Here is a 12,716-nt window from a genome sequence, read left to right on the forward strand (position 1 = left end):
ATGATCGCGGCGAGGGCGTGCATGCAGGGTAGTGCGCAGGCATGTGGCGGTGATCGACCGATGGCACATTCGTAGCGCCAACCGGGAGGGCAACATGCTCAAGCGACTTTCCTTGATCTTCGCGGCGTTGGCGGTGATCGCCGCCATGCTCGGAGTCGGCACCGCCACCGCCGCACCGCCGAAGGCGGTTCTCGGCGGTGGGTCCGGAATCGTGATCGACAACATGTACGAATGCACGCTCACCACCATCGGGCACGACAACGCCGGCAGGCTGGTCGGCATCACGGCGGGGCACTGCGGTGAGGCCGGGGCGGCGGTGGTGCCGGAGTCCGCACCCGACGCCGGGGTGGTGGGGCACTTCGCGGTGTCCAACCACGACTACGACTATGCCGTGATCGAATTCGATCCCGCGAAGGTCGCGCCGGTGAACACGATCGGCGAGGTCACCATCACCGGGATCGGTACACCGGCGCAGTTCCCGGCGGTCGCGTGCAAGCAGGGGCGGACCACCGGTCACACATGCGGCGTCGTGTACGGGGACGTGCTCCAATCGCAGGAGACGTGGACGCAGATGTGCGTCATCGAGGGCGATTCGGGCTCACCGGTCGTCGTCGGGACGACGCTGGTCGCGATGGTGAATGCCTATCTCGGCGTCGCCTGCCTCGGTCCTGAACTCGGCACCAACATGACGTCGATCATCGACAGCATCAACGCGACCGGTGGCCCCGGCGCCGGCTACAGACCGATCTAGGTGTAGTTCCCGTTTCGCCGATGTGCCGGATCCTCGTCGAGGGTCCGGCACATTCTCGTGGGCGGACCACGTCGTCCTTCAAGGTTTCCTGCTGTGTCGGTGCATGTGCGATACCCGGGCCGCCCGCTCCCACTTGACACGCCAGGTGTGACAGGCAACACTCCCTGTACCCGAACGAGCGATCGGTCGGTCTGTTCAGTTTGGCGGGTTCGCCGGGGTCCCACTGCTCGCGTCCCGAGTCCTGCTGTTGCCCTGTTGTCAACTGCCGAAAGGGGGCTGGTGCCATGCCCGACGCACGCCCTTGGATGTCGCTGTATCCGAGTGGAACGGTCACGGATCCGTCGATCCCGTTCGCGTCGCTCGTCGATGCCTGGAATGCCCGCGTCGCGGCGAATCCCGATGGTGTGGCCCTGCGCTACTTCGACGGTGTGCTCACCGCCGCCGAGGTCGACGAACAGTCCGACGCGCTCGCGGTCGGGTTGTCGGAGAAGGGGGTCCGGCGGGGTGACCGTGTCGGGATCTACCTGCAGAACATCCCGCAGTACGCCATCTCGATGGTGGCCCTGTGGAAGATCGGTGCGGCCGCCCTGCTCCTCAACCCGATGTATCGCGGAGCTGAACTGCGGCACCTGGTCGACGACGCGGGCACCGTCGGTGTCATCTGTTCGGATCGTTCTGCGGAGGAAACGGCGGACACGTTGCGGGGCAGCTCGGTCCGATGGCTGATCACCACGAGCGACCTCGACTTCCAGAACAGGTCGGACCCGAGGGTGTTTGCCGATCCGGTCCGGGCGACGAGCCGGGTGGGTGAGGACCTCGTGAACGTCGTGGCCCGCCATCGCGGTGCGCGTCCCCCGCGACCGGACGTTTCGGGCGACGATACGGCGATCGTCGCCTACACCTCCGGAACGACGGGCACTCCCAAGGCCAGCCTCAACACGCATGCGAACGTGCTCGCCGTCGCCACGACATTCGGTGACTTCGTCGGCACCGCCGACGGCGACGTCGTCTTCGCGATCGCGCCGCTGTTCCACATCACCGGTGCAGTGATCAACGCGGTCGTCGCCTTGATTCGTGACTGCACACTCGTCTTCGCGAATCGGTTCCACCCCGAGGTGACGCTCGAGATGTTCGTCGAGCACCGGGTCACGTTCACGATCGGATCCATCACCGTCTTCAACGCCCTCTACCGGGTGCCCGACGCCTCCCCGGAGCACTTCGCATCGGTCAAGGCGCTCTACTCGGGCGGTGCTCCGATCCCGCCGGCGACCGTCCGGAAGTTCGAGGAGCGGTTCGGGCACTACATCCACAACGCGTTCGGGATGACGGAGACGTCGTCCGGGGTGATCGCGGTTCCTCCCGGTGCCCGCGCACCGGTCGATCCGGCCAGCGGGTCGTTGTCGATCGGGATCCCGCTACCGCTGCTGGACGCTCGTGTCGTGAGTGCCGACGGCGAACCGGTCCTCGCCGGGACGGCAGGCGAACTGACCCTCGCCGGGCCTCAGATCATCGCGGGATATCTGGGTCGGCCGGAGGACACGGCGAAGACCTTTCCCTGCGGCCGGCTCCACACCGGCGACGTGGCGATCATGGACGAGCACGGATGGGTCTACCTGGTCGACCGGCTCAAGGACCAGATCAACGTGTCCGGCTACAAGGTGTGGCCACGTGAGGTCGAAGGTGTGTTGCACGAACACCCGGCCGTCTACGAGGCAGGTGTCACCGGCGAGCCGGACGACTATCAGGGCGAGAGGGTCGTTGCGTACGTGTCGCTCAACCCCGGCGCCCACGTGTCGGAGAGCGAGCTCGTCGCGTTCGTCGGCGACCGGTTGGCGGCCTACAAGCGGCCGCGGCAGGTGCACGTCGTCGACTCCATTCCCAAGACACTCACCGGCAAGATCCGCCGAACCGAACTCCGTGGCCGCGCCGGCGCCACGATGTGAGTTCCGTTCCACAGCAAACCAATTCTGACGAAAGCTGAAGAATCGTGACATCTGAAGTTGCCGAGAGAGAACGCCCCGGGCAGGCGAACGCTACGGGCATCGGCTCGAAGAAGAAGTCGCTCCTGGCGAGTGCGGTCGGGAACGTGCTGGAGTGGTACGAATGGAGCGCCTACGCAGTGTTCGCGCCGTTCATCGCCGCGGTTGTCTTCGACAACTCGAATCCGGTGTCGGCCCTGCTGTCCACGCTCGCCGTTTTTGCCGTCGGGTTCCTGATGCGCCCGCTCGGCGGCATCGTGTTCGGGCGGATCGCCGACCGGCGGGGACGGAAATTCGTCCTGATCACCACCATGCTCATGATGGCCGGTGGCAGCCTGGTGATCGGCATCATGCCCACGTACGAGTCCGTCGGCGTCTGGGCCTCGGTGATTCTGTTGGCGGCCCGCGTTGTTCAGGGATTTGCGCACGGTGGCGAGTCCGCGACCGCGTACTCGTACGTCAGCGAGATCGCACCGCCGAACCGTCGAGGCATGTGGGGCAGTGTCGCCTTCATCGCGATCTTCGGTGGGTCCGTGCTGGCCTATTCGGTGGGTGGTGTCGTGACCTCGACGCTGTCGGAGAGCGCGGTCGCGCAGTGGGGTTGGCGTATCCCCTTCCTCATCGGTGCGGTTCTGGCGCTGGCAGCGCTGTACCTTCGCCGGAGCATGGAGGAGAGCGAGGTGTTCGACGCGCAGGACAACTCGGACGACACCCGCATTCCTCGACGGACCGTGGTCCGTGCCGTGCTGCTCATGATCGGTATGACGTCCGGCATCACCGCCGCGCACTACACCTGGACGTCGTACATCTCGACCTATGCGATCACCCAGGAGGGCATGAATCCCGACACCGCCTACTGGATGCTCGTCATCGCACAGCTGATCGCGCTCGTCTCGCTTCCCTTCTGGGGGCTGCTCTCGGACCGGATCGGTCGCCGGCCCATGTTGTTCGCGTTCGCGGGGCTGATGTTCGTGCTGCAGTTCCCGCTCACCGCGATGATCACGTCGTCGGGGTGGACGCTGCTCGTGGCGACGACCGTCGCGCTCCTGGTCGTCTCGATTCCCGCGTCGGTCCTGTCCGCGACGCTGTCGGAAAGCTTCCCGACCAAGCTCCGCACGCAGGCGATCGGATTCGCGTATTCGATCTCCGTCGCGGTGTTCGGTGGTTCCTCGCCCTACCTGAACCAACTCCTGGTGGGGCAGGGGATCGGGTGGGCCTTCAGCGTCTACATCATGGTGCTCTGCGTCTTCACCGGTGTCGCGTGCCTGTTCATGAGGGAGACCAAGGGAATCCGACTCGAGAACGTCTAGATTCCGGCCGACGGTGTCAGCCGCACACGGCACCGTCGGACGCCGACCCGACGAGCTTGGTGTACTTCGCCAGCACGCCACGGGTGTAACGGGGAGGCAGGGGCTCCCATCCGCTCCGGCGGGTGGCGAGCTCCTTCTCGTCCACCAGGAGATCGAGCACCCCGTTGGCGACGTCCAGGCTGATCCGGTCGCCGTCGCGGACGAATGCGATCGGCCCGGCGTCGACGGCCTCCGGCGCGACGTGCCCGACGCACAGTCCCGTCGTACCCCCGGAGAACCGGCCGTCCGTCAGCAGCAGCACGTCCTTGCCGAGGCCGGCGCCCTTGATCGCGGCGGTGATCGCCAGCATCTCCCGCATCCCGGGTCCGCCCTTGGGGCCCTCGTAGCGGATCACGACGACGTCGCCGGCCGTGATCGTCCCGTCCTCGAGCGCATCCRTCGCCGCACGCTCACGATCGAAAACGCGTGCGGTTCCCTCGAATACGGACGAATCGAACCCGGCCGACTTCACCACCGCGCCGCCCGGCGCGAGCGTGCCCTCGAGGATCGTGATGCCGCCCGTGGGATGGATCGGTGAGCTGAGCGCGCGCAGGACCTTGCCGTCCGGGTCCGGGGGAGCGATCTCGGCGAGGTTCTCGGCGAGTGTGCGGCCGGTGACGGTGAGGCAGTCGCCGTGCAGCAGTCCGGCGTCGAGCAGGGACTTCATGATCACCGGGACGCCGCCGATCCGGTCGACGTCGATCATGACGTGACGGCCGAACGGTTTGACGTCGGCCAGGTGCGGGACGCGCGCCCCGACGCGAGCGAAGTCGTCGAGCGTGAGCGCCACCTCGGCCTCGTGTGCGATCGCCAGCAGGTGCAGTACCGCGTTGGTGGAGCCGCCGAACGCCATGACGACGGCGATCGCGTTCTCGAACGCCTCCTTCGTCAGGATGTCCGACGTGGTGATCCCGCGGCGCAGCAACTCGACCACGGCCTGTCCGCTGCGCCGGGCGAACCCGTCGCGGCGGCGGTCGGTGGCCGGCGGTGCGGCGCTGCCGGGCAGCGACATCCCCAGCGCCTCGGCCGCGCACGCCATCGTGTTGGCGGTGTACATGCCGCCGCACGCGCCCTCGCCGGGACAGATCGCGCGTTCGATCGCGTCGACGTCCTCTCGGCTCATCAGTCCGCGCGAGCAGGCCCCGACGGCCTCGAACGCGTCGATGATGGTGACTTCCTTCTCGGTGCCGTCGGACAGCTTCGCGATGCCCGGCAGGATCGAGCCGGCGTAGAGGAAGACGTTGGCCAGGTTCAGTCGCGCGGCCGCCATCAGCATGCCGGGCAGCGACTTGTCGCAGCCGGCGAGCAGCACCGAACCGTCGAGTCGCTCGGCCTGCATCACCGTCTCGACGCTGTCCGCGATCACCTCACGGGAGACCAGCGAGAAGTGCATGCCCTCGTGGCCCATCGAGATGCCGTCCGAGACCGAGATGGTGCCGAACTCGAGCGGGTAGCCGCCGGCCGCGAACACGCCGTCCTTGCACGCGTCGGCCAGTCGGTCCAGCGACAGGTTGCACGGGGTGATCTCGTTCCACGACGACCCGATCCCGATCTGCGGCTTGTCCCAGTCGTCGTCGCCCATGCCCACCGCCCGCAGCATGCCGCGGGCGGCGGTCTTCTCGAGGCCGTCCGTGACGTCCCGGCTGCGCGGCTTGATGTCCGGTGCGGGGGAATCCTTCGAAGTGGTCACGGCGCTTCTCCCAACGATCGATCGTCACGGATGGCGGTGCTTTCGTCCATGTAACCACGCTGCATCTATCCGAGTTCGGTGGTTGTGGAGAACCCTCGGTAGCCGTCCGCGGCGATCTGCGCACACAGGTTCCGGTAGTTGCCGACGCCGCCGAGATACGGCATGAAGATGCGCGGCTTCCCGGGGACGTTGGCACCGAGGTACCACGAGTCCGCCTGCATGTAGAGGCTGCCGACGGCGATGCCCGTCACGTGCTCCACCCACTCGTCCTGCGCCTCGAGCGTGGCCTCCGCGAACCGGGCACCGGTGCTGCGCATGTGGTCGAGGTAGCCGATCACCCACTCCACGTGCTGTTCGATCGACACCACGACGTTCGAGAGGACCGACGGACTACCCGGCCCGGCGAGCACGAACAGATTGGGGAACCCGGCCACCGAGAGGCCGAGGTAGGTGCGCGGGCCCGCCTCCCACGTGTCGCGCAGCGTCACCCCGTCCCGTCCACGGATGTCGATGGCGCCGAGCGCGCCGGTCATGGCGTCGAACCCGGTGGCGAAGACGATCGCGTCGAGTTCGTGGACGCCGGCGTCCGTGCGGATGCCCTCGGACACGATCTCCTCGATCGGGGTGGCACGCAGGTCGACCAGCTCGACGTTGCCGCGGTTGAAGGTCTCGTAGTAGTCGGTGCCGACACACACCCGCTTGGATCCCAGCGGATAGCCCTTGGGGCACAGCACTTCCGCGGTGACGGGATCGGTGACCGTCTCACGAATTTTCGAGCGCACGAACTCGGCGGCGGTCTCGTTCGCGGCGGCATCCGTCATGACGTCGCCGAACGTGGTCTGGAAGGCGAGCCCGCCCGCGGCCCAGCGGGTCTCGTACTCCTTGATCCGAACATCCGGTGCGGTCTCGAGTGCGAGTCCGACCGGCGGCGGGAGGATCCAGCCGCCGTGCGATTGCCGCTGCAGTTGCCGGCGCGCGGGGTAGTCGGCCTTGATCTCGGCGAGTTCGCCGGGCCCGAGCGGCCGGTTGCGTGCCGGAAGAACGAATCCCGGAGTCCGCTGGAACACCGTCAGCTCCGCCGCCTGTTCCGCGATCACCGGAATCGCCTGGACTCCCGACGAGCCGGTGCCGATCACGCCGACGCGCTTGCCGCCGAAGTCGACGCCCTGCTCGGGCCAGTTCGCGGTGTGGTGGATCTCGCCGGTGAACGTGGCCAGGCCTGCGATGTCGGGAATCCGGGCCGACGACAGCGGTCCGGTGGCCATGACGGTCCAGCGGGCCGTGACGGTGTCGCCGCTGTCGGTGGTGACCGTCCACAGCCCGCTCGCGTCGTCGAAGTGCGCCGACGTCACGCGAGAGCCGAAGGTGATGTCCTCACGCAGACCGAACCGGTCGGCGACGTGCTCGAGATAGCGCAGGATCTCCGGCTGGGCGGGGAAACGCTCGGTCCACACCCAGTCCTGCTGCAGGTCGTCGTCGAACGAGTACGAGTAGTCGGCGCTGTCGACATCGCACCGCGCCCCCGGGTACCGATTCCAGAACCACGTGCCGCCCACACCATCGCCGGCCTCGAACAGTCGAACGGTCAGACCGCGCCGGCGCAGGCTGTGCAGCGTGTACAGGCCCGCGAACCCGGCACCGACGACGACGGCGTCGTAGGTGGGTGTGGAGGACGCAGTGGATTCTCGGGATTCTCGGGACGTGCTGTCGGGCATCGCGGTCGACCTCGTTTCGTGGTGGTTGGGAGGGGTGCCAGTAGCATCGGTGCGGGTGTCCCGCTGATCAGGCGGGTGCGACGGGAGGCGTGCGAACGTGGATGCAGGGGTGCCGGATCGGCTGGGTAGGCCGGCGCTGCAGGACCCCGCGTCGCTGCCGAAGGGGCAGCGGGAGCGCCGTCAACGGATCATCGATGCGGCCGGTGAACTGCTCGTCGACGACGACTTCGAGCGCATCCAGATCCGCGACGTCGCGGAACGGTCGGGCGTCGCCCTCGGGACCGTGTACCGGTACTTCACGTCCAAGGACCACCTGTACGCCGCCGTCCTGCGAGACTGGTCGGCGACCGATCCGATCAAGCACGGCGGCGCACCCGATCCGGCACTGCCCCCGGCCGAACGGATCCGGATTCGCCTACACCACTCGGTCCACCGGTTCGAGGAGTACCCGACGTATCTGCGCCTGCAGAACGTGTTGCGCCAGTCGGCCGATCCGGTCGTGTGTGCGTTGTTCGCCGAGTTCTCGGCGCAGGTGCTCGACTCGTACCGCGAGCAGTTGTTCGATCTGCCGGACGAGGACGCCGCGGACGTCGTCGCGGTCGTGACCGCGGTGCTCGCACACGAGCTGATCCTGTTCGGGCTCGGGCGCCAGGACGTCGCCGAGGTCCACCGACTGCTCGACCGCACGGTCGACATGATCTTTCCGCCCGCGACGGCGCGCTGAGCCGCTTCCGCCGAACGGGTAGTCACCGGTTCCGGTGTGATCGTTGTCATAGCTATAGACTAGAGTTAGATTCTAGTTCATGACAAGAGTGGTGCAGGACAACCGAACTGAATTGGATCCCGCGCTCCAGGCCGTCGCGAACGCGGTTGCCGGCGCCGGGCTCCCGCCGATGGTGGAGTTGGGCCCGGACGACGCGCGCCTCCGGATCCGGGGCGCGCTGCAGTCGTGTGCCGCCGGACCCGAGGTCGCCTCGGTCACGACGCACGCGGTGGACGAGTACGTCACGGTCCGGCTCTACCGCCCCGGGGAACCCCGGGTCGCGGGGACGATCGTCCACTTCCACGGCGGTGGTTGGGTCACGGGGGATCTCGACTACGCCGATGCCTTCTGCCGGCTCATGGCGGACGCCGCCGGTGCCGCGGTCGTGAGTGTGGACTATCGCCTCGCACCCGAGCATCCGTTCCCGGCCGCGATCGACGACGCCATGACGGCCCTGCGCTGGGTGGCCGGCGCCGCGGAGGGCCTGGAGCCGCGGATCGTCGTCACCGGCGACAGCGCCGGCGGCAACCTGGCTGCGGTGTGCGCCAACCTCGTCGGCGCCGACGGTGACATCGACGTCGTCGGGCAGGTACTCGTCTATCCGGTCCTGGATTCCGATCTCACCCGCGCGTCGTACGACGCCAATTCGGGTGTGTTCCTCGGCGCCCGGGAGATGCGGTGGTTCCTCGACCACTACTGCCCGGACCCCGCCGAGCGGACGTCGCCGCTGCTCGCCCCGATCCGTGCCGCGGACCTCTCGACCACTGCTCCCGCGGTGGTGGTCGTGGGCGGTCACGATCCGCTGCTCGACGAGGGGATCGAGTACGCCGAACGACTCGCGGCCTCCGGCGTCGCCGTGGACCTGCTGGACTACCCGTCGCTTCCGCACGGGTTCCTCCAGTTCACCGCCGTCTCGGGTACCGCGAGCACCGCGGCGGACCGGATTGCCTCCGCTGCCGCTCGGCTGCTCGAAACCGTTGGCAACAAGGAGAACTCGACCGATGGAGACGAACATGCATGATCTGGTGATCCGTGGGGGCCTCGTCGTCGACGGGACCGGGACGCCGCCGCGTGCGGCGGACGTGGCCATCGACGCCGGCCGCATCACCCTGGTCGGTGACGTCCCCGAGCGGGGACGACGCGAGATCGACGCCGCGGGTCGGCTCGTCACGCCCGGCTTCGTCGACATCCACACCCACTACGACGGCCAGGTCACCTGGGACCCACTGCTGACGCCGTCGTCGCTGCACGGTGTGACGACGGTGGTGATGGGCAACTGTGGCGTGGGGTTCGCACCCGTCGTACCGGAACAACGTCACTGGTTGATCAGCCTGATGGAGGGTGTCGAGGACATTCCCGGAAGTGTTCTCGCGGAAGGGATGACATGGAACTGGGAGACCTTCCCCGACTATCTCGACGCGATCGACACGCCGCACGCGATCGACTTCGCGGCGCAGCTACCGCACGGCGCGCTCCGCACGTACGTCATGGGCCGTCGGGGCGGTGACCATCTCGCCCGGCCCACCGACGAGGAGATGGAGCGGATGCGCGACCTCGTGGCCGAGGCGGTCGAGGCCGGCGCGCTGGGCTGGTCGACGTCGCGGTCCGCGGTGCACAAGACGTCCAACGGTGAGCCGACGCCCAGCCTCACCGCGTCGCGCGAGGAACTGACCGGACTCGCACTCGGCCTCGCGAAGGCCGGTGGCGGTGTCATCGACTTCATCTCGGACTTCATGGACGAGCCCGAGGAGATGGAGTTCGTGAGYGCGATCGTCGAAGCGGCCCAGCGGCCGATGTCGGTGTCGATCGTGCAGAGCGACCGGGCCCCGGACAAGTGGCGTTCGCTGCTCGACGGTCTGTCGGAAATCTCTGCGAAGCAGAATATTCCGATCACCGGTCAGGTGGCGCCCCGGGCGGTCGGCGTGATGCTCGGCTGGGAGCTGAGCTGGCACCCCTTCATGGCCTACCCCAGCTACGCGGCGCTCGCCGACCTGCCGCGCGAGGAGCGGGTGGCGCGGCTGCGCCGTCCGGAGGTCCGGGCCACGATTCTGGCCGAACGGCCGGTGACGGACAGCGAGTTCGTCGAGCGGCTCTCCACCAGGTTCGATCAGGTCTATCTGCTCGGCGATCCGCCCAATTACGAACCCGGACCGAATGAATCCGTTGCGGCGCTGGCCGAGCGCAACGGTGTGGCGCCCGCCGAGGTGGCATACGACGCGATGATGGAGTGTGGCGGGCGGGGACTGCTGTACTTCCCGATGCTCAACTACGCGGCCGGCAATCTCGACGCGGTGCGGGAGATGATCGCCCGCACCGACACGGTGCCGGCGCTCGGCGACGGCGGCGCCCACTGCGGCGCGATCTGCGACGCGAGCTTCCCCACGACCCTGCTCACGCACTGGGGGCGAGACCGTAAGGCCGGCGGGCTGTTCCCGATCGAGTGGCTCGTCAAGCGGCACACCGTCGACACCGCCGCCGTAGTGGGATTGCTGGATCGCGGTCAGGTACGGGCCGGGTACCGTGCCGACCTCAACGTCATCGACTTCGACAGGTTGCAGGCGGATCGTCCCGAGGTGCTCTACGACCTGCCGACCGGAGGCCGGCGGCTGATGCAGACCGCGTCGGGGTACGTCGCGACCGTCGTCGCCGGTGAGATCGTATTCGAGAACGGGGAGCACACGGGCGCGCTACCCGGACGGCTGGTGCGCGGCGCCCAGCCCGCTCCGGACGCGGCCGGCGCCTCCTGAAGCGGGGAAGTCCCCGTCACTCCGCGGAGTGACGGGGACTTCCCGTTCGGGGACCGGGTGGAACCGGAGGGGGTCAGTTGGACTTGAAAGCCTTGTCGAACAGGATGATTCCGTCGACGGTCGGATTGGCCCGATACACGTCGGGCGACCACGCGACGTAGTTGGCCCCGGCACCCCACGAGAGGAACGGCTGGTCGGTGTTCACGAGCTTCTGGATGTCCACGATCGCGGCCCGCTTGGCGGTCTCGTCGGGAGCCGAGAGCACCTTGCTGAGCAGCTCGTCCATCTGCGGATTCTTGTAGCTCAGAATGTTGTTCGTCGAGGTGCTCGACAGCGAGCTGTACAGCCGGATCTCGGGCGCGACGTCCGCGATGCTGTAGGCGCCGTAACTCATGTCGAAGTTGCGGTCGATGTAGAGACGCTTGACCATGTCGGTGATGCTGCTGGTGTACTCCAGCGCCACGTCGAAGCCGACCGAGTTCATCTGTGCCTGAACGGCGAGCGCGAGCTGCTGTGCATCGGGGTCGTTGACGCCGACATAGGTGAGCTTGCCGTCGAAGCCGTCGGCCTTCGCCTGGTCGAGCAGTTCCTTCGCCTTGGCGGCATCGGGGCTCACGCCGCTGACGTCACCGAACCACTCGGACCACGGCTGGAACATGTCGGTGCCCGGCATGCCCTCGCCGGCGCGCACGCGCTGGTTGAGGACCTCGGGATCGACTGCGTACGCGATCGCCTGGCGGACGCGTGGATCCGCAGCGGGACGTCCCGGCGCGCCGTTGAGCTGGCCGACCATCGACATGCTCGTGGTCTCGATGTAGCCCGGGAACTCGGCCTTTGCGGCGTTGACGGTCTGCGCATTGCGGAGGTAGATCATGTCGACGCCGTCGGTCTTCAGCGCGTCGATCTTGGGCTGTTCGCCCGCGATGGCGACGAACTTCAGGCCTTCGAGGTTCGGTGCGCCGCCCCAGTAGTCGGCTCGGGCCTTCAGCTGGAGCTCCTGCTGCGGCTGGAGACTGACCACCGTGAACGGGCCGGCGCCGATCGGGGTGAACTTGTCGCCCTGCTGGGACGCGGGCGCGACGATCATGCCGTGCCCGTAGGCGAGCATCGTGGGGAAGGTCCGCCACGGCTGCTTCAGCGTGAAGACCACCGTCGAGGGATCCTGCGCGACGTTGCTCTGCACCATCTGCGTGTAGACCTGCGAGTTGGCGCCGCGACGCTGGTTGTACCGGTCGATGCTGGCGACGACCGCGTTCGCATCCAACGGTGTTCCGTCGCTGAAGGTTACGTTGTCGCGAAGCTCGAGCGTCCACGTCAGGTGGTCGGCGCTCTCGTCGAACGACTTGGCCAGCTGTGGCTGGAAGTCCTTCGGCTGTGTGTCGTACCGCATCAGGACGTCGTAGACCGCCGCCATCTCGGTGCCGCCAGTCGCGCCGGCCGGCTGGGTCACCGTCGGGTCGAGACTCGTCACGGGGGCGTACGACGCGAAGCTGACCGTACCGCCCGACACCGGCGTCCCACCGTCGCCCTGGTCGCCCAGGATGCCGTAGGCCGTGGTCGTCGTTCCGGACGACCCGTTGTCGTCGGACCCTTCCGCACTCGCGCAGCCAGCGAGTGCGACCGCGCCGGCGACCGCGACCGCCAGCGTGCGGCCGAGCCTTCTCGAATACTTACTCATGAACCAACCTCCACGCTTTTGGGGTTGACGCCTGCCCGCCGGTA

General features: G+C 67.7%; 9 protein-coding genes. 6 read left to right on the top strand and 3 right to left on the bottom strand.

Features of this window, described 5'->3' with window-relative positions:
- Positions 1–94: 94 nt before the first annotated feature.
- From AB4Z09_RS04665 to AB4Z09_RS04675, 3 genes are all read left to right on the top strand, one after another.
- The gene (locus AB4Z09_RS04665) at positions 95–751 is read left to right on the top strand and encodes a S1 family peptidase (protein ID WP_174913645.1); all 657 of its coding nucleotides are present in this window, start codon (positions 95–97) and stop codon (positions 749–751) included.
- 305 nt (positions 752–1,056) lie between these two features.
- Entirely contained in the window at positions 1,057–2,694 is a 1,638-nt protein-coding gene (locus tag AB4Z09_RS04670; RefSeq protein WP_442239294.1) for a class I adenylate-forming enzyme family protein, read from the top strand.
- Between the two features lie 44 nt (positions 2,695–2,738).
- Entirely contained in the window at positions 2,739–4,040 is a 1,302-nt protein-coding gene (locus AB4Z09_RS04675; protein WP_114722115.1) for an MFS transporter, read from the top strand.
- Between the two features lie 16 nt (positions 4,041–4,056).
- Here the strand turns inward: AB4Z09_RS04675 and ilvD are convergent, their stop codons facing one another.
- Together ilvD and AB4Z09_RS04685 are read right to left on the bottom strand one after the other, a co-directional pair.
- Positions 4,057–5,769, bottom strand: coding sequence for a dihydroxy-acid dehydratase (ilvD, locus tag AB4Z09_RS04680; RefSeq protein ID WP_442239264.1), 1,713 nt, complete (start codon positions 5,767–5,769; stop codon positions 4,057–4,059).
- A gap of 65 nt (positions 5,770–5,834) precedes the next feature.
- Positions 5,835–7,484 (bottom strand): flavin-containing monooxygenase, encoded by a 1,650-nt coding sequence (locus AB4Z09_RS04685; protein ID WP_174913639.1) that lies wholly within the window; start codon positions 7,482–7,484, stop codon positions 5,835–5,837.
- Between the two features lie 97 nt (positions 7,485–7,581).
- On the opposite strand from AB4Z09_RS04685, the gene AB4Z09_RS04690 reads away from it, so the two are divergent.
- The 3 genes from AB4Z09_RS04690 to AB4Z09_RS04700 all read left to right on the top strand — a co-directional run bounded on the left by AB4Z09_RS04690 (position 7,582) and on the right by AB4Z09_RS04700 (position 10,994).
- Positions 7,582–8,208, top strand: a complete 627-nt coding sequence (locus AB4Z09_RS04690; protein WP_442239265.1) for a TetR/AcrR family transcriptional regulator — start codon at positions 7,582–7,584, stop codon at positions 8,206–8,208.
- A 79-nt stretch (positions 8,209–8,287) separates the two neighbouring features.
- Positions 8,288–9,268 (top strand): alpha/beta hydrolase, encoded by a 981-nt coding sequence (locus tag AB4Z09_RS04695; RefSeq protein ID WP_442239266.1) that lies wholly within the window; start codon positions 8,288–8,290, stop codon positions 9,266–9,268.
- A complete protein-coding gene (locus AB4Z09_RS04700; RefSeq protein WP_442239295.1) occupies positions 9,261–10,994 on the top strand; it encodes an N-acyl-D-amino-acid deacylase family protein in 1,734 nt (577 codons plus the stop codon). Before AB4Z09_RS04695 ends, AB4Z09_RS04700 begins: the two co-directional genes overlap by 8 nt.
- A 73-nt stretch (positions 10,995–11,067) precedes the next feature.
- On the opposite strand, the gene AB4Z09_RS04705 is transcribed toward AB4Z09_RS04700, so the two are convergent.
- Positions 11,068–12,672, bottom strand: coding sequence for an ABC transporter substrate-binding protein (locus tag AB4Z09_RS04705; protein ID WP_442239267.1), 1,605 nt, complete (start codon positions 12,670–12,672; stop codon positions 11,068–11,070).
- Positions 12,673–12,716: the final 44 nt, after the last annotated feature.

The sequence above is a fragment of the Rhodococcus sp. TAF43 genome (assembly GCF_052113525.1).
Taxonomy (GTDB): domain Bacteria; phylum Actinomycetota; class Actinomycetes; order Mycobacteriales; family Mycobacteriaceae; genus Prescottella.

What these genes read in the sequence shown, in the direction of transcription:
- AB4Z09_RS04665 (WP_174913645.1), top strand. Translation starts at nt 95, where the DNA reads ATGCTCAAGCGACTTTCCTTGATCTTCGCGGCGTTGGCGGTGATCGCC.
- AB4Z09_RS04670 (WP_442239294.1), top strand. Translation starts at nt 1,057, where the DNA reads ATGTCGCTGTATCCGAGTGGAACGGTCACGGATCCGTCGATCCCGTTC.
- AB4Z09_RS04685 (WP_174913639.1), bottom strand. Translation starts at nt 7,484, where the DNA reads ATGCCCGACAGCACGTCCCGAGAATCCCGAGAATCCACTGCGTCCTCC.
- AB4Z09_RS04695 (WP_442239266.1), top strand. Translation starts at nt 8,288, where the DNA reads ATGACAAGAGTGGTGCAGGACAACCGAACTGAATTGGATCCCGCGCTC.
- AB4Z09_RS04705 (WP_442239267.1), bottom strand. Translation starts at nt 12,672, where the DNA reads ATGAGTAAGTATTCGAGAAGGCTCGGCCGCACGCTGGCGGTCGCGGTC.